The sequence below is a fragment of the Pinisolibacter sp. DMC100 genome, from assembly GCF_056313705.1.
The window spans coordinates 205,808-228,622 of sequence record NZ_JBQUZT010000002.1; the positions used below are offsets into that span (position 1 = coordinate 205,808).

17 protein-coding genes and 1 riboswitch are annotated in these 22,815 nt (G+C 70.6%); of the genes, 5 read left to right on the forward strand and 12 right to left on the reverse strand.

Annotated elements, in window-relative coordinates; genetic code table 11:
• Nucleotides 1-214: 214 nt before the first annotated feature.
• Both ACT541_RS09900 and cobA read right to left on the reverse strand, forming a co-directional pair.
• Nucleotides 215-1,543, reverse strand: a complete 1,329-nt coding sequence (locus ACT541_RS09900; protein ID WP_476136388.1) for a cobyrinate a,c-diamide synthase — start codon at nt 1,541-1,543, stop codon at nt 215-217.
• Nucleotides 1,540-2,364, reverse strand: coding sequence for a uroporphyrinogen-III C-methyltransferase (cobA, locus tag ACT541_RS09905; protein WP_476136390.1), 825 nt, complete (start codon nt 2,362-2,364; stop codon nt 1,540-1,542). The genes ACT541_RS09900 and cobA overlap by 4 nt, the downstream gene beginning before the upstream one ends.
• 63 nt (nt 2,365-2,427) lie before the next feature.
• Between cobA and ACT541_RS09910 the strand changes: the two genes are divergently transcribed.
• Nucleotides 2,428-3,546 (forward strand): cobalt-precorrin-5B (C(1))-methyltransferase, encoded by a 1,119-nt coding sequence (locus tag ACT541_RS09910; protein ID WP_476136391.1) that lies wholly within the window; start codon nt 2,428-2,430, stop codon nt 3,544-3,546.
• Nucleotide 3,547: 1 nt separating this feature from the next.
• Here ACT541_RS09910 and cobM read toward each other — a convergent pair whose 3' ends face one another.
• The 3 genes from cobM to cbiE are packed head-to-tail and all read right to left on the reverse strand — an operon-like array spanning nt 3,548 to nt 6,103.
• The gene (gene cobM, locus ACT541_RS09915) at nt 3,548-4,318 is read right to left on the reverse strand and encodes a precorrin-4 C(11)-methyltransferase (RefSeq protein ID WP_476136392.1); all 771 of its coding nucleotides are present in this window, start codon (nt 4,316-4,318) and stop codon (nt 3,548-3,550) included.
• 52 nt (nt 4,319-4,370) lie between these two features.
• Complete coding sequence (locus ACT541_RS09920) at nt 4,371-4,775, reverse strand: cobalamin biosynthesis protein (protein WP_476136394.1); 405 nt, start codon at nt 4,773-4,775, stop codon at nt 4,371-4,373.
• Nucleotides 4,772-6,103 (reverse strand): precorrin-6y C5,15-methyltransferase (decarboxylating) subunit CbiE, encoded by a 1,332-nt coding sequence (gene cbiE / locus ACT541_RS09925; protein WP_476136396.1) that lies wholly within the window; start codon nt 6,101-6,103, stop codon nt 4,772-4,774. The genes ACT541_RS09920 and cbiE overlap by 4 nt, the downstream gene beginning before the upstream one ends.
• A 23-nt stretch (nt 6,104-6,126) precedes the next feature.
• Here cbiE and ACT541_RS09930 point away from each other — a divergent pair, with 23 nt between their 5' ends.
• Complete coding sequence (locus ACT541_RS09930; RefSeq protein WP_476136398.1) at nt 6,127-6,876, forward strand: cobalt-precorrin-6A reductase; 750 nt, start codon at nt 6,127-6,129, stop codon at nt 6,874-6,876.
• Between the two features lie 23 nt (nt 6,877-6,899).
• Here the strand turns inward: ACT541_RS09930 and cobJ are convergent, their stop codons facing one another.
• Genes cobJ through ACT541_RS09965 form a run of 7 tightly spaced genes read right to left on the reverse strand, consistent with a single transcriptional unit; the run spans nt 6,900 to nt 15,438 of the window.
• Complete coding sequence (gene cobJ, locus ACT541_RS09935; RefSeq protein ID WP_476136400.1) at nt 6,900-7,670, reverse strand: precorrin-3B C(17)-methyltransferase; 771 nt, start codon at nt 7,668-7,670, stop codon at nt 6,900-6,902.
• A complete protein-coding gene (locus ACT541_RS09940) occupies nt 7,667-8,398 on the reverse strand; it encodes a precorrin-2 C(20)-methyltransferase (RefSeq protein ID WP_476136401.1) in 732 nt (243 codons plus the stop codon). Before ACT541_RS09940 ends, cobJ begins: the two co-directional genes overlap by 4 nt.
• Before the next feature lie 2 nt (nt 8,399-8,400).
• Nucleotides 8,401-9,060, reverse strand: a complete 660-nt coding sequence (locus ACT541_RS09945) for a precorrin-8X methylmutase (RefSeq protein WP_476136403.1) — start codon at nt 9,058-9,060, stop codon at nt 8,401-8,403.
• A 10-nt stretch (nt 9,061-9,070) separates the two neighbouring features.
• Nucleotides 9,071-10,381: a precorrin-3B synthase gene (gene cobG / locus ACT541_RS09950; RefSeq protein ID WP_476136405.1), complete on the reverse strand. Its 1,311-nt coding sequence runs from the start codon at nt 10,379-10,381 to the stop codon at nt 9,071-9,073.
• On the reverse strand, nt 10,378-13,977 hold the full coding sequence (gene cobN, locus ACT541_RS09955) for a cobaltochelatase subunit CobN (RefSeq protein WP_476136406.1): 3,600 nt from the start codon (nt 13,975-13,977) through the stop codon (nt 10,378-10,380). The genes cobG and cobN overlap by 4 nt, the downstream gene beginning before the upstream one ends.
• A gap of 10 nt (nt 13,978-13,987) precedes the next feature.
• Nucleotides 13,988-15,025, reverse strand: coding sequence for a cobalamin biosynthesis protein CobW (gene cobW, locus ACT541_RS09960; RefSeq protein WP_476136408.1), 1,038 nt, complete (start codon nt 15,023-15,025; stop codon nt 13,988-13,990).
• The gene (locus ACT541_RS09965) at nt 15,022-15,438 is read right to left on the reverse strand and encodes a DUF1636 family protein (protein ID WP_476136410.1); all 417 of its coding nucleotides are present in this window, start codon (nt 15,436-15,438) and stop codon (nt 15,022-15,024) included. Before ACT541_RS09965 ends, cobW begins: the two co-directional genes overlap by 4 nt.
• 35 nt (nt 15,439-15,473) lie before the next feature.
• Nucleotides 15,474-15,686, reverse strand: a riboswitch (cobalamin riboswitch).
• Nucleotides 15,687-16,244: 558 nt separating this feature from the next.
• On the opposite strand from ACT541_RS09965, the gene ACT541_RS09970 reads away from it, so the two are divergent.
• The 3 genes from ACT541_RS09970 (at nt 16,245) to glgB (ending at nt 22,801) form a co-directional block, all read left to right on the forward strand.
• Nucleotides 16,245-17,813 (forward strand): acetyl-CoA hydrolase/transferase family protein, encoded by a 1,569-nt coding sequence (locus ACT541_RS09970; protein ID WP_476136412.1) that lies wholly within the window; start codon nt 16,245-16,247, stop codon nt 17,811-17,813.
• Between the two features lie 172 nt (nt 17,814-17,985).
• Nucleotides 17,986-20,463 carry a glycogen/starch/alpha-glucan phosphorylase gene (locus tag ACT541_RS09975; RefSeq protein ID WP_476136414.1) on the forward strand — a complete coding sequence of 826 codons (2,478 nt, stop codon included), beginning with the start codon at nt 17,986-17,988 and terminating at the stop codon, nt 20,461-20,463.
• Nucleotides 20,464-20,587: 124 nt separating this feature from the next.
• Nucleotides 20,588-22,801, forward strand: coding sequence for a 1,4-alpha-glucan branching protein GlgB (gene glgB / locus ACT541_RS09980; protein ID WP_476136416.1), 2,214 nt, complete (start codon nt 20,588-20,590; stop codon nt 22,799-22,801).
• The last annotated feature ends 14 nt before the right edge of the window (nt 22,802-22,815 follow it).

Here is a 22,815-nt window from a genome sequence, read left to right on the forward strand (position 1 = left end):
GACGGGCGTCGGGGAGCTGCGGGGCTGCGGCCGGCGTGCGCGATGCTTCGAGACGGCGTTCTGCGAACGCCTCCTCAGCATGAGGCGCATGTATTTGTTTCGACGATGAAAACAGGCGCCTCATGCTGAGGAGCGGACCGTAGGTCCGCGTCTCGAAGCATCGCGCACCAGTCCGACGCCGCACGTCCGGCACGGCCGACCCGACCGAGCCCCGTCACACCCGCCGCGCCACCGCGTGGAAGAAGCTGCCGGTGACGTTCCCCCGTCGGCTGCCCGTCGGCGTCGGCTCGTTGCCGTAGGCGTCGCCGGCCAGCGCGAAGGGCCTGTCGTCGCCGCGGGTCACGACGCTCGCGTAATGGAACTCGTGGCCGGCGAGGCGCGATCCGGCCGGCCCCAACGGGCCGTGGGCGAGAAGCTCGATCTCGCGATAGCCGAGCTGCATCTTGCGCTTGGCGAAGCTGGTCTCGACCCCGAGCAGACCGGCCATCGGGTGGGCCACGCCGTCGGCGTCGGTCAGCGAGCGGCCGAGCACCATGTAGCCGCCGCACTCGCCGTGGACCGGCCGCGTCTCGGCGAAACGGGCGAGGCCGGCCTTGAAGCCCTCGGCCGCCGCGAGCCGGCCGGCGTGGAGTTCCGGGTAGCCGCCCGGCAGCCAGCAGACGTCGGCGGTCGCATCCGGCGCCTCGTCGGCGAGCGGCGAGAAGAAGGCGATCTCGGCGCCCGCCGCCCGCCAGCCGTCCGCCAGATGCGGATAGAGGAAGGTGAAGGCGGCGTCGCGCGCCACGGCGATGCGGCCGCCCGGCGGCGGGATCGCCGCGGTGGCATCCTCGGCGATCGGCGCCATCGGCCGTGCCGCGGCGAGGAGGCGGTCGAGGTCGACATGGGCTCCGACGAGGTCGGCCATGCGGTCGAGCAACGCCTCGAGATGGGAGATCTCGCCGGCCTGGACGAGGCCGAGATGGCGCTCCGGCAGCACGACGTCGGGCGTGCGCGGGATGGCGCCGAGGACGTCGACGCCGAGGGCACGGATCGCGTCGGTCACCAGGCGAGTGTGGCGCTCCGAGCCGACCCGGTTCAGCACCACGCCGGCGAGCGCGAGGTCGGGCGCATAGGCCCGCACGCCGGCGACGATCGCCGCCGCCGACTGCGATTGACCGGAGACGTCGAGCACCAGCAGCACCGGCAGGCCGAGCGCGCGGGCGACGTCGGCGGAGGCGCCGGAGCGGCCGGGTTCCGCCGGCACGCCGTCGAAGAGGCCCATCAGCGCCTCGGCGACGACGACGTCGGCGCCCTGCGCGGTGCGCGCCGCCAGCGCGCCCATCAGGCCGGGCGTCATCGCCCAGCCGTCGAGATTGAGGCTCGGCCGGCCGGTCGCCACCGCGTGGAAGGCGGGGTCGATGTAGTCCGGCCCGCACTTCGCCCCCGAGACCGCCAACCCGCGTCGGGCGAGCGCGCGCAGCAGGCCCAGCGTCACCGTGGTCTTGCCGGAGCCGGAGCGCAGTGCCGCCACCATCAGGCCTCGCGGGCGGGCGGGTTCCGTCATCGCGGCGCCTCGAGGCTGCCGTCGCCGTAGCCGAGGATGGCGCGCAGCGGCACGATCGAGCCGAGCACGGTGATGGTCGGCGCCTCGATCTTCGCCGCGGCGACGTCGTCGATGCAGCGGCCGAGCGTCGTCACCAGCACGCGCTGCTCCGGCGTCGTCGCCTTGTTGACGAAGGCGACGGGCGTGTCGGCGGCCATGCCGGCCTTGGCGAGCTCGCCGACGATCGCCGGCAGATTGTTCATCGCCATGTAGAGCACCAGCGGCACGCCGGTGCGCACGAAGGCGGTCCAGTCGATCGCCTCGGGGCCCTGCACGGCGTAGTGCCCGGTCATCAGCACGATCGCCTGGTTGGTGTCGCGCGTCGTCGCCGGGATGCCGGCCGCGGTCAGGCCGCCGAGGCCGGAGGTGATGCCGGGGACGACATGGAAGGGCACGCCGGCGGCGTGAAGCGCGCGCGCCTCCTCGCCACCGCGGCCGAAGACGAAGGGATCGCCGCCCTTGAGCCGCAGGACGCGGTTGCCGTCGCGGGCGAGTTCGATCAGCCGCTCGGTGATGTCGCCCTGTTTGGCCGACGGCTTGCCGCCGCGTTTGCCGGCGAATTCGCGCGTCGCGCCGGGGTGGGCGAGGTCGAGGATCTCGGGGGCGACGAGGGCGTCGTAGACGATGACGTCGGCGGTCGCCAGCGCGTGGATGGCGCGGGCCGTCAGCAGCCCGGGATCGCCGGGGCCGGCGCCGACGAGCCAGACTGAGCCGGGCGCGAAGTCCGGCATGTGGCGGGCGAGGGGGCCGAGATCGACCTGAGGCATCGTCGCGTGTTCCATGTCTCGTCGGGCCGCGAATAGCGATGGATCGCGGCGAATGCTCATGAGATACCAACTCTCGCCATGAATGACGACGCCGCTTCACCGAAAAACGAACATTCGCCCGACCTGCGTCGGGGATGGACGACGGGCACCTGCGCCACGGCGGCGGCGACCGCCGCGGCGAGCGCCTTGTTGACGGGTGCCTTCCCCGATCCGGTCGCGGTGCGGCTGCCCGGCGGGCAGGAGCCGGCGTTTTCGCTCGCCACCGCCCGGCTGGACGGAGATGTCGCCGAAGCGGGCGTCGTCAAGGATGCCGGCGACGATCCCGACGTCACCCACGGCGCACTGGTGATCGCCCGCGTGGCGCGCGGCGCGCCGGGCAGCGGCATCGTTTTCCGCGCAGGAGAAGGCGTCGGCACGGTGACGCGACCGGGCCTGCCGGTGCCGGTCGGCGAGCCGGCGATCAACCCGGTGCCGCGACGGATGATGAGCGAGGTGCTCGCCCGCGTTGCCGAGGCGGCGGGCGCGCCCCGCGACTTCGTCGTCGAGATCGGCGTGAGGCACGGTGAGAAGCTGGCGCTGAAGACGCTCAATCCGCGCCTCGGCATCCTCGGCGGTCTGTCGATTCTCGGCACGACCGGCATCGTCGTACCGTTTTCCTGCGCCGCCTGGATCCACTCGATCCATCGCGGCATCGACGTGGCGCGCGCCTGCGGCCTCGATCACGTCGCCGGATCGACCGGCAACACCTCGGAGAAGGCCGTCGCGGGCCTCCACGGGCTCTCCGAACAGGCGCTGATCGAGATGGGCGACTTCGTCGGCGGCATGTTGAAGTATCTGAAGACGCACCCGGTCGCACGCGTCACCATCGCTTGCGGCTTCGCCAAGTCGGTGAAGCTGGCGCAGGGGCTGACCGATCTCCATTCCAAGCGCGGCTCGGTCGACCACGCCTTCCTCGCCGAGGTCGCCGCACGCGCCGGGGCGAGCGCCGACGTCGTCGCGCGGGTGGGGGCGGCGAACTCGGCGCTGGAGGTGCTGGAGATCGCGCGCGCGACCGGCTTCGACCTCGGCACGCCGATCGCCGATGCCGGCTGGCGGACGGCGGCGGCGATGATCGCGGGGAGCGGCATCGCGCTCGAGATCGCGATCTTCGACCGTCAGGGCGGGCTGGTGGCGTCGAGCGGGTTCCGCGCGGTGTGATTCACTCCGGTCGGCCGTCGCGGCCCCGGAACCGGCGCTGATAGGCCGCGTCGTAGAGCGAGGATTCGCGGAAGTCGCGGGCGGCCAGCGCCGGGCCGATCAGGATCAGCGCGGTGCGTTCCATCGGTTCGGCGGCGAGCTGCGCGACGATGGTCGCGAGCGTCCCCCGCACCACGCGTTCGTCGGCCCAGGTGGCGCGGAAGACCACCGCGACCGGGCAGTCGGCGCCGTAGAAGGGGGCGGCCTCGTCGACGACCTTGTCCAGGACGTGGATCGACAGATGCACCGCCAGCGTCGCCCGCGTCGCGGCGAAGGCGGCGATGGTCTCGCTCTCGGGCATCGCCGAGGCGCGGCCCGAGGTGCGGGTCAGCACCACGGACTGGGTCACTTCCGGCAGCGTCAGTTCCTGGCGCAGCACGCTCGCGGCGGCCGCGAAGGAGGGCACGCCCGGCGTCACCGTGTAGGGGATGGCGTGGCGCTCCAGCCGGCGGATCTGCTCGCCCATCGCCGACCAGACCGACAGATCGCCGGAATGGAGCCGAGCGACGTCCTCGTTCGCCGCGTGGGCTCGGACGAACTCGGCCTCGATCTCGTCGAGCGACAGCGGCGCGGTGTCGACGATGCGGGCGTCGGGGCGGCAGTGGACGAGGAGGTCCTTCGAGACGATCGAGCCGGCCCACAGCACCACGGGCGAGGCGGCGATGAGGTCGCGCCCGCGCACGGTGATCAGGTCCGCCGCGCCGGGGCCGGCGCCGATGAAATGAACGGTCATGGGAGGGGCCTCGGCATGAAGGGGCTCGGCAGGGGGCGACGGGGCTGCGGGCTCACGGCGTGCCGCCTCCCTCGCCGGAGATCGCGACGGCCACGGTCGCGCCGCGGGCCGCCTTGCGGGGGACGAGGAGGCGGCCGTTCGCCCCGGCGCCGGCGAGCGCCGAGCCTTCGGCGATCGAGGGGACGCCGAACAGTTCGACCACCTTCTCCGAGCGGATCGTCACCCGGTCGGCGACCGATTCGAGTGCGAGGCGCGGCAGATGCACCAGCGGATGGCCGAGGAGGGCAGCGGCCTGGGTGATGCCGGCCTCGGACTGTTTGTCGGCCACCGTGAAGAGGGCGACGGGGAGGGCCTCCTCGCCGGTCTGGGCGAGAGCCTCCTCGATCAGATCGACGATGGCCTCGGCGGGAACGCCGGCGCGGCAGCCGATGCCGACGGCGAGGAAACGCGAGGTCATGAACCGTTCTCCCCCAGCTCGTCCCCAAGGTCTTCCACAGCATGGAAGGCCGGTTCTCCACCGGTCGTCGACGGGTTTTCCACAGGGTTGTCCACAGGATCGCCGGCCGGCTTCTCCCACACCCACTGGAGGATCGGCATGGCCGGACGGAAGCCGTGGAAGCGGCCGACGGGGCTTGCCCGCGCCACCGAGATCTGGACGAGATCGCCGCCCATCGCCGTGAAGCGGGCGATGACGTCGGCCTGGGTCTCGATCGTCACCGCATTGGCGACGAGGCGGCCGCCGGGGGCGAGACGGGCGGCGAGGAGGGCCACGAGGTCGGCATCGACGCCGCCGCCGCCGAGGAAGACGGCATTGGGCGTCGGCAGGCCCTCGAGCGCGTCGGGGGCGGAGCCTTCGATCGTCACCAGATCCGGCACGCCGAAGAGCGCGGCGTTGCGAGCGACGCGGGCGAGGCGATCGGGGCGCGGCTCGATGGCGATGGCGCGATTGCCGGGCGAGGCGAGCATCCACTCGATCGAGATCGAGCCGGTGCCGGCGCCGATGTCCCACAGGAGTTCGCCGTGGCGCGGCGCGAGCTTCGACAGCGTCGTGGCGCGGATCTCGCGTTTGGTGATCTGGCCGTCGTTCTCGAAATAGCTGTCGGGAATGCCGGCGGCGAGCGGCAGGATGCGGGCGTTCGCATCCGCCACCACCTCGATCGCCACCGTGTTGAGCGGATCGAGATCGGAGCGGGCGAAGTCCTTCGCCAGCGAAGAAGCGACCCGCTCGCGCGCTCCGCCCATGGCTTCCAGCACGATCAGCTTCGAGCGGCCCATGCCGTTGGCGACGAGATGGTCGGCGAGGCGGGCGGGCGTGGTGCCGTCCCAGGAGAGGACGAGGATGCGCCGGCCGGGCTGGAGATGCGGCACGATCTTCTCGAATGCGCGGCCGTGCAGCGTGACGAGGGCGCAGTCCTGCACCGCCCAGCCGACACGGGCGGCGGCCATGGAGAAGGCCGAGGGCGCCGGCAGGGTGACGTATTCGTTGGGCGGGACGTGGCGGGCGAGGAGCGAGCCGACGCCGTAGGAGAAGGGGTCGCCGGAGGCGAGCACCGCGACGGGGCGGCCGCGGCGGGCGAGGATCGCCGGGAAGGCGTCGGTGAGCGGCGACGGCCAGGCGAGCTTTTCCGCCGGCGTGTCGCCGATCAGTGCCAGATGGCGCTTGCCGCCGACGACGAGTTCGGCCGAAAAGAGGAGCCGACGCGCGGCGGGCGTCAGGCCGTCGAGCCCGTCCTCGCCGAGGCCGATGATCGCCAGCCAGGGGGTGGTCGCGGTCTGATCGATCATTTTGAAGGCTCCCGGAGGGTCCGATGCGCATTCTGGTTCTCGGCGGCACCACCGAGGCGAGCCGTCTGGCGAAGGCGCTGGCGATACGCCCCGACATCGCCGCGACGCTGTCGCTCGCCGGGCGCACCGAGGCGCCGGCGGCCCAGCCGATCCCGACCCGCGTCGGCGGTTTCGGCGGCGCCGAAGGGCTGGCGACCTACCTGCGCGATCATGGCATCGCGGCGCTGGTCGACGCCACCCATCCCTTCGCCGCGCAGATCAGCCGCAACGCGGCCGAAGCCGCATGCATGACCGGCACGCCGATCGTCGCGCTCGTCCGCCCCGCCTGGGCCCGCGAGCCGGGCGACGACTGGCGCGAGGTGGCGACGCTGGAGGAGGCCGCACTCGCCATCGGCGAGGCGCCGAAGCGGGTGTTGCTGACCACCGGCCGGCTGGGGCTCGCGAGTTTCGCGGTGGCGCCGCGGCATCATTACGTGATCCGCACCATCGATCCGCCGGAGGCCGAGGTTCTGGCGCGTCTGCCCGACCACGTCATGCTCTTCGATCGTGGACCCTTCGACCTCGCCGCCGAGCGGGATCTGATGGTGCGCGAGCGGATCCAGGTGGTGGTGACCAAGAACTCCGGCGGGGCAGCGACCTACCCCAAGATCGTCGCGGCGCGGGAACTCGGCCTGCCGGTGGTGATCCAGCAGCCGCCGACGCGGCCGGATGTGCCGCAGGTGCACGACGTCGCGGCGGTGATGGCGTTCCTCGAGCGCCTGCGGGGCAGGTGAGGGCGTGGCGCCCGCCATCGCGCTCATCCTTCGACCGAGCGGGGCGAATGCACCCAGGGCTCGCGGCCCGGCCCACGATCGACCAGACGCGTGTCGGGATTGCCGACGATGACGCAGGTCGCCATGTCGACGAGGCCGAGATCGACGTCGGCCAGCGTCGCGATGGTCACGCGCTCGTCGGGGCGGCCGATGGCGCGGGCGAGCACCACCACCGTCTCGGGGCGGGCGACGGCCCGCAGCACGGCGAAGGCGTCGAAGATCTGGCGCGGCCGGGCCTTCGAGGCGGGATTGTAGAGCGCGATCACGAAGCCGGCGTCGGCGGCGGCGCTGAGGCGCTTCTCCACCACGCTCCAGGGCTTCAGATTGTCCGACAGGTTGATGGCGCAGAAGTCCGCCCCCAGAGGCGCGCCGAGGCGGGCAGACGCCGCCTGCATCGCCGAGACGCCGGGATGGACCGTCAGATCGAGGGCGCGCCATGCGGCCGGCCCGCGCTCGATCGCCTCCATCACCGCGGCGGCCATGGCGAAGACGCCGGGATCGCCGCCGGAGACCACGGCGACGCGGGCGCCGGAAGCCGCCAGCGCCAGCGCATGGGCGGCGCGGTCGAGTTCGACGCGGTTGTCGGAGCCGTGGCGGGTCTGGCCGGGGCGTTCGGGACAGCGGGCGACGTAAGGGGCGTAGCCGACGAGATCGGTCGCCGCCGCGAGGATGGCGGCGGTCTCGGGCGTCATCCAATGCGCCGGGCCGGGGCCGGTGCCGACGACGCGCAGCCAGCCGGCGGGCGTCGCGGTCATGGCCGGCGGCCCTCACCGGGGATCAGGATCAGCGAGAAATAGGGTGCCGAATCGTCCACCTTGTCGGCGAGCGGCAGGACGAGCTCGCCCGCCATGGTGCCGCGCTCGACATAGGTGGCGCGGGCGAGGAGCCCGGCGCGCTCGATCGCCCGGCGGACCTTCGGGAAGTTGCTGCCGAGCTTCATGATCACCGCGGCGTCGGTGCCCTCGAGGGCGCGCACGAGGTCTTCCTCGTGCATGGTGCCGGCGATCACCGAGAGCTTGTCGTCGCCCCAGGTCATCGGCAGACCGGCGGCGGCCCAGCAGCCGGCCATGCCGGTGACGCCGGGGGTGATCTTGGTCGGATACCGGTCCTTCAGACGCACGTAGAGGTGCATGAAGGAGCCGTAGAACATCGGGTCGCCCTCGCAGACGAGGACGACATCCTTGCCCATGTCGAGCACGTCGGCGATCGCCTCGACCGAGCGCTCGTAGAACTCGCGCAGCGCATCGACGTAGGCGGTGTCGCCGAAGTGGCATTCGGTCGTCATCGGGTACCAGAGCGGCAGCTCCGGCTTGCCCTTGGGCATCCACTTGTCGACGATGGTGCGGGCGTTGCCGCGCTTTCCCTTCTTGGCGAAGTAGGTGACGAGGCCGGCGTTCTCGACCAATTTCACCGCCTGGACGGTGAGGAGATCGGGATCGCCCGGCCCGAGGCCGACGCCGTGGAAGGTGCCCTTGGGGGTCATGATCACTCCTTGGCGCTGGCGAGCGCGTTGACGGCGGCGGCGGTCATGGCGGAGCCGCCCTTGCGGCCGCGCACGACGATCCAGGGGGCGCGTCCGTCCTCGATCAGCGCTTCCTTGCTCTCGGCCGCGCCGACGAAGCCGACCGGCATGCCGACGATCGCGGCCGGCAGGGGCGCGCCCTCGTCGAACATCTCGAGAAGACGGAACAGCGAGGTCGGCGCGTTGCCGATGGCGACGACGGAGCCCGCGAGATGCTCGCGCCACAGTTCCATCGCCGCGGCCGAACGGGTGGTGCCCATGGTCTCGGCGAGGTCGCGCACGCGCGGGTCGTTCAGCGTGCAAATGACAGCGTTGTCGGCCGGAAGCCGCGAACGGGTGACGCCGCGCGCCACCATCTCGGCGTCGCAGAGGATCGGCGCGCCGGCCCTCAGGGCCGCTTCCGCCGCCGCGGCCGCACCCGGAGCGAATACGACGTCGGCGGCGACCTCGACCATGCCGCAGGCGTGGATGACGCGGACGACGGTGCGTTCTTCGACCGGATCACGGAAGCGGGCGAGGTCGGCCTCGGCGCGGATGATGCGGAAGGAGCGCTCGTAGATCGCCGCGCCGTCCTTGACGTAGCTCTCACGGGTGGCCGGCGCGTCGGATCGGATTGCGGACAAGGGAGGTTCCTCAGAGGGGGGCGAGGTCGGAGATGGCGGAGGCGGCCTCGGCGAGCGTCAGGCCGGAGAGCCAGGGCGCGTCCCAGGCACGGCCGTCTCGGACGAGATCGTAGCGACCGTCGCGGCCGGTCAGCGTCAGCGGAGCCCGTCCGGGATGGGCGCAGCCCTTCTCGCAGCCGGAGACGTGCAGCGTCAGGCCGGTGCGGGCGAAGCGGCGGGCGAGCGGCGCGAGTTCCGCGCCGTCGGCACGGGCCTCGACCGAGCCCGAGCGGCAGCCGCTGGCGCCTGCGCAGGAGACCACGGCGAGGCGCGGATCGTCGGGCGAGAAGACGAACTTGGCCGCAGCGATCCACGGGCGGATGCGGCCGAGCTTCTCCGGTTTGATGCCGGGGATCAGCATCACCCGCCACGGGGTGAGGCGCAGCTCGCCCATGCCGCGTTCGCCGGCGAGTTCGCCGAGCAGCGCCATCTGGTCGGCGGTCAGCCGGCCGAAGGGGGCGCCGACGCCGATGAAGGCGCCGGGACCGGCGGTGTGGTCGCCGATCACCGCCTCGGCGCCGAAGGCGCGCGGCAGGGTGGTGACCGCGGCCATGGTCTCGCCGAAGCCGGCGGCGCGGAAGAGGGCGGCGAGGCCGACGCGGGCGACGACCTCGTGCATGCGCCGCGGCGCATCGGGGATCGAGGCGCGCAGGCGGATGACGGCACGGGCGAGCGCCACGGCGCGGGCAGGCGCATCCTCGACCGCGACGACGGCGATCGGCTGATACCTGGCGAGGCCGGTCGCGACCGAGACGACGACGCGCGGGCCTTCGCCCATGCGGATGCCGGTGAACTTGACGTCGACGGCGACGTCGTCGAGCGCGATGCGGCCGCCCTCGTCGACGACGAAGCCGAACTTGCCGGGCAGCGCATGGACCGAGCGGTCCGCGGTCAGCGCCTGCTCCAACGCGGCGCAGAGGGCGCGGCCGTCGATCGCGGCGGACGGGTCGAGACCGGAGAGCGGCGAGGGCACGATGTTGCGCACGGCTTCCGCCTCGGCGTCGCCGTCGAGCACGCCGAGTTCGGCGAGGCGGGCCTGGAGGGGGGCGAGGTCGTCGACCTCGACGCCGCGCAGCTGGAGATTGCCGCGCTGGGAATAGTCGATCAGCCCGTTGCCGAAGCGACGGGCGCAATCGGCGATCTCGCCGGCCATGTCGGCGGTGAGGATGCCGGCCGTGAGGCGGACGCGCACCAGGAAGCCGTCGGCGGATTCCATCGGGCGCAGCGCGCCGGGGCACCAGCCCTTCACCAGCTTCGGGTCGGGCTTCTCACTTCCGCTCATCGTTCGGCCTCCAGGATTTCCGCTATTCGTCCAGCGACGGAATTGCGCCGGCTCGCCCACAATCCCCGACGGAGGGCCTCGTCGAAGGCGCGGGCGGCGGCGGTGGCGGCGCGCGGGTTCGCCTCCTTCATGAAGGCATGGACCCGCTCGTCGCCGAGCGTCGCGTCGAATAGCAGATCGAAGGCCCTCGGCGCCACCGAGTCGGTGGTCGCAGCGAAGGCGAGGAGATTGCCGACCGTCTCGGCGATTTCCGCCGCGCCGCGGTGGCCGTGGCGCATCTGGCCGGCGATCCAGCGCGGATTGGTCGCGCGGGCGCGCACCACACGGGCGATCTCCTCCGAGAGCGTGCGGACGCGCGTCCGATCGGGCCGCGTCGTGTCGACGTGCCACAGCGCCGGGCGATTGCCGGCGGCCTCCGCGGCGGCGGCGAAACCGCCCTCGTGTTCGGCATAGGCGTCGGCGTCGAGCACGTCCTGTTCGGCGCTGTCCTGCGAATGGACGAAGGCATCGACCGAGGCGAGCCGGTCGACGAAGGCCTCGCGCGCCTCGACGCCGTCGACCTCGCGGCCGAAGGCGTGGGAGGAGGCCGCGACATAGGCCTCGGCGAGGTCGGCGCGGGTCGCCCATCCGCCGGTCGCGACCGTGGTGGCGATGCCGACGCCATAGGCGCCGGGGGCGGCGCCGAAGACGCGGTAGAGGGCGGTGTCGTCCGAGGCCTCGCGGCGGGCGGCGGCGAGCGGGTTGTCCTCGTCGTCCTCGTCGAGGGCGGCGACGGCGCGGACGGCCTCGTCGAAGAGGGCGATCTGGCGTTCGAACACGTCGCGGAAGAGGCCGGAGATGCGCAGCGTGACGTCGACGCGCGGGCGGCCGAGCTTCGCCGGCACCAGAATCTCGAAGCCGGTGATGCGGGCGGTCGCCGGGTCCCAGGTCGGGCGGCAGCCCATCAGGGCGAAGGCCTGCGCCAGATCGTCGCCGCCGGTGCGCATGGTGGCCGAGCCCCAGAGATCGAGCACCACGGCGCGCGGCCAGTCGCCGTGGTCCTGGGCATGCCGGGTGACGACCTCTTCCGCCGTGCGGTGGCCGATCTCCCAGGCTGTGCGGGTCGGCACGGCGCGCGGGTCGACGGCGTAGAGATTGCGCCCCGTCGGCAGCACGTCGAGACGGCCGCGCGAGGGGGCACCGGCGGGGCCCGGCATGACGAAACGACCGTCGAGAGCGGCGATCAGCCCGTCGCGTTCGGCCGTGGCGCAGGCCTCGAGCGCGCCCTCGAGGGCGGCGCGGGCGGTCGCGTCGGCGTCTTCCGCCAGAGTCGCGGCGGCGGTCTCGCGCAGGGCCGGGGAGGTCGCGCGGGCGAAGACGTGGAGACCGTCGGAGATGCGGGCGTCCTTGAGATCGCAGAGCCAGGCATCGAGCCGGGTCAGCGCCTCGGCCGCGTCCATCTCCGGGGCGATGCCGCTCTCGGCGTCGAGGCCGGTCTCGCGGGCGCGCTCGAGGATGGTCTCGGCGAGCATGCGGGCGCGGCGGGCGTCGAGCGTCTGGGCCTGAGAGAACTCGTCGAGCAGCGCCTCGATCTCGGCGGCGGCGCCGTGGGAGCCGGCCTTGGCGAGCGGCGGCGTCATGTGGCCGAGCGCGATCGCCGAGAGCCGGCGCTTGGCCTGTGCCGCCTCGCCGGGGTTGTTGACGACGAAGGGGTAGACGATCGGCGTCGCGCCCAGAAGGAGCGTCGGCGCACAGTCGGCGGCGGGGGCGGCGGCCTTGCCCGGCAGCCATTCGAGCGTGCCGTGGGTGCCGAGGTGGATCATCGCGTCGATCCGGGCTGCCTCGCGGAGCCACAGGTAGAAGGCGACATAGGCATGGCGTGGCGGGCGCGAGGCGTCGTGATAGGCGTCCTTGCGATCGGCGGCGAGGCCACGATCGGGCTGCACCGCGACGAGGAGGTTGCCGAGCGCCAGCGTCGCGAAGGGGAAGGCGCCGTCGACGAGCGCCGGGTCCTCGCCGGGCTGCCCCCAGGCGGCGAGGACGGAGGCCCGAAACGTTTCGGGGAGGTCGGCGAAGAGGGTTTCGTAGGTGGCGAGGGGAAGGGCGGGGGGCTCGCCCTTCTCTTCCTGCGATGGAGCCGCTTCATTCGGTCGAGCCGAGGGCGATGCCGTGCGCGATGCTTCGAGACGGCGTCCTTCGGCCGCCTCCTCAGCATGAGGCGTCTGTTTTGCCGCGGCATTCTCCGGATTTGCCACGGCATTCTCCGGCGCCTCATCCCGAGGAGCGCCGCAGGCGCGTCTCGATGGATCGCGCACGGACGTCGACCCCGGCGTCTTCGAAGCGGCGCTTCGCCCTTCCAGCATCGCCATGATCTCGCCTGCCTCCGGCGGCGGCGTCACCGCGTAGCCCGCCGCGGCCAGATCCTCGGCGATCGTCACGATCGAGGCCGGCGTGTCGAGGCCGACGGCGTAAGCCGTGTGGCCGCCCTTCGCCGGATAGTTCGAGACGATCATCGCCAGCCGGCGGCGTTCGCGCGGCGTCTCCGCCAGCTGCACCCAGGCGGCGGCGAGATCGGCGACCGCGGCGATGCCGGCGTCGTCGGGGACGTGGCGGGCGGGGGCGTGTTCCAGCGTGGCGGATCGCTCGTTGCGGCCCTTGAAGGAGATCGCCCGCGTCGCGATGCGGCCGTCGACCTCGGGCAGCACCACGTTCATGGCGAGGTCGGAGGCGCCGAGGCCGCGGCTGGACGCGCGCCATGCCTCGCGATCGGAGGTCGCCAGCACCGCCTGCAGCACGGGGACGCCGGCGCGGTCGAGCACCGAGGTGCCGTCGTCGAGCCGGGCGGAGAAGGCTGTGGTGTTGACGACGATCGAAGGCTTCACCGTCTCGATCAGGCGCGAGAGCCCTTCGACGGCGCGGCCGTCCTTGAGGCTCGTCGCCCATTCGGCGCGCACCGACAGGCCGCGGGCGGCGAGCGCATCGGCGAGCGCGGTGATCGGCGCGGTGTCGGCGGCGGCCCAGATCGAGCGGTAGAGCGTGATCAGCGCCAGCGGACCGGTGCCCTCGCGCCGGGCGGCGGCGAATTCGCCGTGGGCGGGGAGCGGCCGGGGCTCGTCCCAGGTCGCGGGGCGGCCGAGGCGGGCGGCGATCCACGAGAGGGCCGAACCGACATTGTCGGGGCCGCCTTCCTGGAACCACGCCCAGAGGCGGCGGAGGTCCTCGATCGGGATGGTCGAGGCGGCGTCGAGCCGCTCGTCGGCGCGGGCCTCGCCGGGGACGATCGCCAGGGCGATGCCGCGATTGCGGGCGGCGACGGAGAGTTCGTCGACGCCGTAGCGCCACCAGTCCAGGCCGCCGAGGAGGCGGACGAGGACGAATTTGGCGTGGCGCCCGACCTGCTCCAGCCACAGGTCGATCGAATAGGGATGGCGCAGGTCGGCGAGCGAGGCGAGGCGCAGCGACGGCAGGGCGTCACCGCGTTCCTCGGCGAGGCTCGCGACCAGTCCGAGGTCGCTGTCGGAGAAGGAGAGGAAGGCGACCTCGCCCGGCGTCTGGGCGAGGTCGACGGCCCGCGCGGTCTCGTCGAGCGATCGCACCTGATCGGCGACGAGATGCATGGAGCCCTCCTCAGGACGCGAGTGCGGCGCGGACGGCGGCGGCGTCGAGGCCCTTCTCGGCGATCACCACGAGGCGGCCGGCGCGCGTCTCGTCGCGTCGCCACGGGCGGTCGAAGGCATGACGGAAGCGGGCGCCGACGCCCTGCACCAGAAGCCGCATCGGCTTGCCGGTCACTTCGACGAAGCCCTTGATGCGCAGCACGTCGTGGGCCTCGGCGACGGTCCTGAGCCGCGCGACGAGGCTCTCGGCGTCGGGGGTCGCGGCGACGTCGACCACGATGGTCTCGAAGTCGTCGTGGTCGTGCTCCTCGCCCTCGGCCTCGTGGTGCGAGGGGCGGGCGGCGAGGTCGTCTTCCGCGGCGGCGAAGAGGCCGAGGGCGACGGTCGGATCGACCCGACCCTCGGTCGCGCGCACCACCTTCACGGCGCGCGGAACGGCGGCGCGGATCTCGGCCTCGATCGCGGCGAGATCGGCATCGCCGAGGAGATCGGCCTTGTTGAGCACGACGAGATCGGCGGCGAGAAGCTGGTCCTCGTAGACCTCCTCGAGCGGATTGTCGTGATCGATCGCGGCGTCGTTCGCCCGCTCTGCGGCCAGCGCCGCCGGATCGTCGGCGAAGCGGCCGTCGGCGACGGCGGCGGCATCGACCACGGCGACGACGCCGTCGACGGTGAGCTTCGCCCGGATCTCCGGCCAGTCGAAGGCCTTCACCAGCGGCTTGGGCAGGGCGAGGCCGGAGGTCTCGACCACGATGTGCTCGGGACGGTTCGGCAGGGCGAGCAGGCTCTCGATCGCCGGCATGAAGTCGTCGGCGACGGTGCAGCAGAGGCAGCCGTTGGTCAGTTCGACCACGGCGGCGGGGCGGCAGCTCTCGTCGCCGCAGTCGGAGAGCAGCGCACCGTCGACGCCGACGTCGCCGAACTCGTTGACGAGAATGGCGATGCGGCGACCGCGGGCGTTCTCGATCAGATGGCGGACCAGCGTCGTCTTGCCGGCGCCGAGGAAGCCGGTGACGATGGTGACGGGGATCTTGGCGAAGGCGTTCACGGGCGGCCCTCCGGATTGGCGGTGGCGACCGCGAAGGGCGGGATGCGGCCGACGACGCCGCGGCGGAAGGCGACCGGGCGGCTCTTCCAGGCGATCAGACCGTCGTCGGTCTCGCCGTAGAGGCGGGCGGTGGCGACGATCTCGTCGGCGGCGGTCTCGTCGAACTCGCCGTAGAGATAGGTCCACTTGGTGTCGTCGGCGAAGCCGATGGTGACCGGGCGCTTGCACACCGACAGGCACTCGACGCCGACGACGCGGACGTCGTCGTGCGCCTCTGCACGGGCGGCGAGGGCGTCGTGCAGGCGGCGGCCGGCGCGCGGGGCGTCCTCGGCGTCGCCCTCGCGGCGGCAGTTGACGCAGACCAGCACCGTCGTCGGACGGGCGGTTTCGGGACGGGATACGGGTGTCGTCACGGCGATGCTCTCCTTCTCCGCCCCTCCGGCGGTCGGGGATTTCGGGCGCGACGGCAGGTCTCCTGGCTCGCGGATCGATCGCGCTGACGCCGCCTTCCCGGGGAAACCCAGTGGCATTCGGCGTCGGCACTCTCCGCTCACAGTTGCGGGGGCAGCCGCGGCTTGGAGCTTCTCGGGACCGAGAGGCTCGACCGCATTCCCTCTTCGCCCGCGGGAGTGCCCGCGGGACCGTCGACGCGGCGAGATAAGGGGCGTTTCACGCGACTGTCAAGGAAAGCGGCCGGCGAGCGCCCGCTTGGACCGCCGATTTCCGGCCGAAAACGGTCGGATTGCCCACCGTCTCGTCCGAAGGTCGCAGACGCGGCGCCCTGCGCGCGAGACATGCGATTTTCGCATACATGTGCGGTGCAGCAATGCATGAATGCGAATATTCGGTATCATGTTCCGAATTTTGTGAGCAATCGGTCGCAAGGCATTGAAATTGCCGAATCGGCTGCACGGCGGATTTGTCGCCGCGATCCATGCTGCACTGCTTTCAAATGCTTTCGTATGGGTTCGAGCCGGGGCTGTTGCTCGTTATTTCAATCGACGAGATCGAAAGACGCGGCTCGTTCGTCGCAGGGCAAGGGCGAGAGAGAGCGCTGGGCTTCGGTCGCGAGCATGTTCCGGGCGGATCGGGGCGATCCGTCCGAGATGAACCTGCCGAACCATGGATCGCCGTGACCGGCCGACCGATTGCCGTCGGTTCGCCGGAGAAGGCGGTTCGTCGCCGAAATCAGGCGACGGTGCCAAAGGGCCTCCCCGAGATGAACGTTGCGACCAAGCCTTCCCGGATTCTCGATTCCCGTCTCTTCTCCAAGGTCATGACGGCGGCCGAAGCCGCTGCCCTGATCCCGGACGGTGCGACCGTCGGCATGAGCGGCTTCACCGGCGCGGGCTATCCGAAGGCGGTGCCGATCGAACTGGCCAAGCGGATCGACGCGGAGCACGCGCAGGGTCGGCCCTTCAAGGTCAAGGTGTGGACGGGTGCCTCGACGGCGCCGGAACTCGACGGCGCGCTCGCCAAGGTCGACGGCATCGAGATGCGGCTGCCCTATCAGTCGGATCCGATCTGCCGCAAGCGCATCAACGCCGGCGAGATGGAGTACATCGACATCCACCTCTCGCACGTCGCCCAGACGGTGTGGTTCGGCTTCCTCGGCAAGCTCGACGTCGCGGTGGTCGAGGTCGCCGGCATCACCGAGGACGGGCTGCTGATCCCGTCGTCGTCGATCGGCAACAACAAGACCTGGCTCGACTGCGCCGACAAGATCATCCTCGAGGTGAATTCCTGGCAGAGCCTGGCGCTCGCCGGCATGCACGACATCTACTACGGCACCGACCGGCCGCCGCACAGGAAGCCGATCCCGATGGTGACGGCACACGACCGCATCGGCCAGCCGTTCTTCCGCGTCGATCCGTCGAAGATCGTGGCGATCGTCGAGACCGACGCCCACGACCGCAACACCGCCTTCACCGCCCCCGACGCGACGTCGAAGAAGATCGCCCATCACATCATCGACTTCCTCGACCACGAGGTGAAGATGGGGCGCCTGCCGGCCAATCTGCTGCCGCTGCAGTCGGGCGTCGGCAACGTCGCCAACGCGGTGATGGCCGATCTCGAGCACGGCCATTTCGACAATCTCTCGGCCTACACCGAAGTGCTCCAGGACGGCATGCTGCACCTGATCAAGTCGGGCAAGCTGACGCACGCCTCGGCGACGGCGCTGTCGCTGTCGGAGGAGGCGACGAAGGAGTTCCTCGACAACATCGACTTCTACCGCGAGCGGATCGTGCTGCGCCCGCAGGAGATCTCCAACCATCCGGAGGTCATCCGCCGCCTCGGCATCATCGCCATGAACGGCATGATCGAGGCCGACATCTACGGCAACGTCAACTCGACCCACATCATGGGCACGTCGATCATGAACGGCATCGGCGGCTCGGGCGACTTCGCGCGCAATGCCTATATTTCGTTCTTCATGACGCCTTCGGTGGCGAAGGGCGGGGCGATCTCCTGCATCGTGCCGATGGTCTCCCACGTCGATCACACCGAGCACGACGTCCAGGTGATCGTCACCGAGCAGGGTCTCGCCGACCTGCGCGGCCTCTCGCCGAAGGCCCGGGCCAAGACCGTGATCGCCAACTGCGCCCATCCGACCTTCAAGCCGGCGCTGGAGGAATATGTCGACCGGGCGCTGCACTATTCGCCGGGCCGCCACACGCCGCACATCCTCGACGAGGCCTTCACCTTCATGCCGAACTGGATGGCGGCGCAGCGGGCCCGCGAGGCGTGGAAGGTCGAGAGCCTCGTCCAGGCCGACGCCTGGAGCTGATCGAGCGAGCCCTGCAAGGGCGGAAGGTCGCTACCCGCAAGAACCCGTAGGCATCGTAATTGCTTTCGTCATCGGAAACGTGGCATCGATGCCTCGGGGGACCTCGCCGGAATCACACGCGACGATCGTGTGATTCCGGTACCTCCTCGGCGAACGGGAAGGAGCGGACGCGATGATCGAACTGGTCGGCAACTCGAGCACCGGGACGAAGGGGGCCTCCGCAACGGTCGACGGCGTCCGCGCCGCCATCGTCGAGAAACTCACCTATGCGGTCGGCAAGAATGCCGTCGCCGCCTCGACCCATGACTGGTTCGTCGCCACGACGCTCGCCGTGCGCGACATGATCGTCGACGAGTGGATGCACTCCACCACCCAGACCTACCAGGACGACGAGAAACGGGTCTATTACCTCTCTCTCGAGTTCCTGATCGGCCGTCTGCTGTTCGACGCGATGGGCAATCTCCAGGTCATCGACACGGTGCGCGAGGCGCTCGCCGGCCTCGACGTCGATCTCGACCTGCTGAAGGAGGTCGAGCCGGACGCCGCGCTCGGCAACGGCGGCCTCGGCCGTCTCGCCGCCTGCTTCATGGAGAGCCTGGCGACCCTGTCGATCGCGGCCTACGGCTACGGCATCCGCTACGAGAACGGCCTGTTCCGCCAGCGGATCAAGGACGGCTGGCAGCTCGAATATCCGGAAGACTGGCTGACCTGGGGCAACCCCTGGGAATTCGCGCGGCCCGAAGTCGCCTATCCGATCGGCTTCGGCGGTCGGGTCGAGGCGATGACCGAGCGCGACGGCACGGTGCGTCACGAGTGGCGCCCGGCCGAGACCGTGCTCGCGGTCGCCTACGACACGCCGATCGTCGGCTGGCGCGGCCAGCACGTGAACACGCTGCGCCTGTGGTCGGCCAAGGCCGCCGATCCGCTGCGGCTCGACGCCTTCAACGCCGGCGACCACGTCGGCGCGGCGGCCGCCCGCGTCAAGGCGGAGGCGATCTCCAAGGTGCTCTATCCGTCGGACGCGACGCCGGCGGGTCAGGAACTGCGGCTCCGGCAGGAGTTCTTCTTCGCCTCGGCCTCGCTGCAGGACCTGATGCGGCGCCATCTCAACCAGCACGCGGACATCACGACGCTGCCCAAGAAGGTGGCGATCCAGCTCAACGACACCCATCCGGCGATCGCCGTCGCCGAGATGATGCGCATTCTGGTCGACATCCACGAGGTGGAATGGGCGAAGGCCTGGGAGATGACCCAGGCGACCTTCTCCTACACCAACCACACGCTGCTGCCGGAAGCGCTCGAGACCTGGCCGGTCGGCCTGATGGAGCGGCTGCTGCCGCGCCACATGCAGATCATCTACCTGATCAACGCGCTGCATCTCGACGAGATGAAGAAGAAGAATTCCGACGGTGGGCTGCTCTCGGCGCTGTCGATCATCGACGAGCAGGGCAGCCGGCGCGTCCGCATGGGCCATCTCGCCTATATCGGCAGCCACAAGATCAACGGCGTGTCGGCGCTGCATTCGGACCTGATGAAGGTCACGGTGTTCCGCGACCTCAACAACGCCTACCCGAACCGGATCGTCAACAAGACCAACGGCATCACCTTCCGCCGCTGGCTCTATCAGTCGAACCCGGGGCTGACGAGGCTGATCGGCGACACGATCGGACCGGCCTTCCTCGACGACGCCTCGAAGCTGACGGATCTCGCGGCGCATGCCGGCGATGCCGCCTTCCAGGAGAAGTTCGCGGCGGTCAAGTTCGCCAACAAGGAGCGGCTCGCCCGCCTGATCCTCGACCGCTGCGAGGTCAAGGTCGATCCGCGTGCGCTCTTCGACGTGCAGATCAAGCGCATCCACGAGTACAAGCGCCAGCTGCTCAACATCCTCGAGACCATCGCCGTGTACGACGCCATGCGCGCCCAGCCGACGCGCGACTGGATCCCGCGGGTCAAGATCTTCGCCGGCAAGGCGGCGGCCTCCTATGCCCAGGCCAAGCTGATCATCAAGCTCGCCAACGACGTCGCCAAGGTGGTCAACACCGACCCGACGCTGCGTGGCCTGTTGAAGGTGGTTTTCCTGCCCAACTACAATGTCAGCCTCGCCGAGCGTATCATCCCGGCGGCGGATCTGTCGGAACAGATCTCGACCGCGGGCATGGAGGCTTCCGGCACCGGCAACATGAAGTTCGGCCTGAATGGCGCGTTGACCATCGGCACGCTCGATGGCGCCAACGTCGAGATGAAGCAATGTGTCGGTGACGACAACATTTTCATCTTCGGCCTGACGGCGGAAGAAGTCGAGGCGCGGCGCGCTCAGGGTATCGACGCACGTGAGACGCTCGCCAAGTCTCCGATATTGGCGGAAGTTCTGGAGTCGATCGGTTCGGGCGTGTTCTCTCCGGGCGAACCCGATCGGTACAAGCCCTTGGTCGACGCTCTGACCTATCACGACTATTTCTTGGTGACGGCGGATTTCGAGAGCTACTATTCGACGCAACGGGCCGTGTTCCGCAAGTGGCGGGATCAGGCGGCGTGGCGTCGGTCGGCGGCGCTCAACACCGCCAACATGGGATGGTTCTCGTCGGATCGGACGATCTCCGAATATGCCGAGGACATCTGGAACGTTCCCGTCAATCCGCCGCATGCCTGAGGCGGACGGGTGGGGGCGTCGTCCCCGCCCACCGCAAGGCCGCCGGTAGACGCGGCCGGGAGCGATCGGGGACAAGGCAGGGTTTCGGCCGCCCACGGACCGGAGCCTGCCGAAAGGAGGCGCGATGAGCGACCTGACCAAGGGGGCGAACTGGACGGCTCGGCAATCGGACGTCGACGCGATCGTCGCAGGGCGCCACGGCGATCCCTTCGCGGTTCTGGGACCGCACGAGACGCCCGCCGGGCGGGTGATCCGCGCCTTCGTTCCGCACGCCGAATTCCTCGACGTGACGGACCTTTCCGGCAAGGTGCTGGCACGGCTGACGCGGCGGCATGACAGCGGCTTCTTCGAGGGGCTGGTGCCGGGGGCGGCGATCGGCGATCGCGACTACGGGCTGAAGGCGTCGAACGCCTCGGCGTCGTGGACGCTGCGCGATCCCTATTCCTTCCCGGCCTATCTCGGTTCGACCGACGACTATCTGCTGGTCGAGGGCACCCATCGCCGCCTGTTCGAACGGCTGGGCGCGCAGGTGGTCGTCCATTGCGGCGTCCACGGCGTCAACTTCGCGGTCTGGGCGCCGAACGCCGCGCGCGTCTCGGTGGTCGGCGACTTCAACGCCTGGGACGGCCGACGTCACCAGATGCGCAAGCGCATCGACAGCGGCATCTGGGAGATCTTCGCCCCCGACGTCGGCGTCGGCACCAACTACAAGTACGAGATCGTCGCCGCCGACGGGCGCCTCCTGCCGCTCAAGGCCGATCCGCTCGGCTTCGGCTCGGAGATGCGGCCCTCGACCGCCTCGGTGGTGGCGCGGACCGACAATTTCGTCTGGACCGACGACGAATGGATGGAGCGCCGCGCCGGCGACGACCGGCGGCGGCCGATGTCGATCTACGAGGTGCATCTGGGCTCGTGGGCGCGGATGGACGGCTGGCGCTATCTCACCTGGGACGAGTTCGCCGAGAGCCTGATCCCCTATGCCGTCGATCTCGGCTTCACCCACCTGGAACTGCTGCCGATCTCGGAACACCCGTTCGACGGGTCGTGGGGCTATCAGCCGATCGGTCTCTTCGCGCCGACCCGGCGCTTCGGCGAGCCGGAGGGCTTCGCTCGCTTCGTCGACAAGGCGCACAAGGCGGGGCTCGGCATCATCCTCGACTGGGTGCCGGCGCATTTCCCGACCGACGAGCACGGGCTGCGCGAGTTCGACGGCGGGCCGCTCTACGAGCACGCCGACCCGCGGCGCGGCTTCCATCCCGACTGGAACACGGCGATCTACGACTTCGGCCGGCAGGAAGTCGTGTCGATGCTGTGCGCCAACGCGCTGTTCTGGCTCGAGCGCTATCACATCGACGGGCTTCGGGTGGATGCGGTCGCCTCGATGCTCTATCTCGACTATTCGCGCAAAGAGGGCGAGTGGCTGCCCAACGAGGACGGCGGGCGCGACAATCGCGAGGCCGTCGCCTTCCTGCGCAGGGTCAACGAGCTGGTCTATGCGGAGGGTCGCGGCGCCATCACGCTGGCCGAGGAATCGACCGCCTGGCCCGGCGTGTCGCATCCGACCTCGACGGGCGGTCTCGGCTTCGGCTTCAAGTGGAACATGGGCTGGATGCACGACACGCTCGACTACATGTCGCGCGAGGCAATCCATCGGCGCTGGCACCACGACCAGCTGACCTTCGGCCTGCTCTATGCCTTCGCCGAGAACTTCGTCCTGCCGCTCAGCCACGACGAGGTGGTACACGGCAAGGGTTCGCTGATCGGCAAGATGAGCGGCGACCATTGGCAGAAGTTCGCGGCGCTCCGGGCCTACTACGGCTTCATGTGGGGGCACCCGGGCAAGAAGCTGCTGTTCATGGGCCAGGAGTTCGGCCAATGGGCCGAATGGAACCACGACAAGGGGCTCGACTGGCATCTGACCGAACAGGCCGAGCACGCCGGGTTGCAGGCGCTGATGCGCGACCTCAACAAGGCCTATCGCACCTGTCCGTCGCTGCATGCGCGCGACTGCGAGCAGGAGGGCTTCCGCTGGATCGTGGTCGAGGACCGCGACCAGTCGGTCTTCGCCTTCGCCCGTTTCGGCGAATGGGGCGATCCGCCGGTGGTGGTGGTCTCCAACTTCACGCCGATGCCGCGCGACGGCTATCGTCTCGGCTTCCCCTGCAAGGGGCGCTGGCGCGAGGCGATCAACACCAACGCCGGCTGCTACGGCGGCTCGAACCTCGGCAACGGCGGTGAGATCCGCGTCGACGAGGGCGAGAGCCACGGCATGCCGGCCCATGCCGAGATCCTGGTGCCGCCGCTGGCCACCGTGATCTTCGAATACCTGGGCGACTGACCCCGCGAGGACGG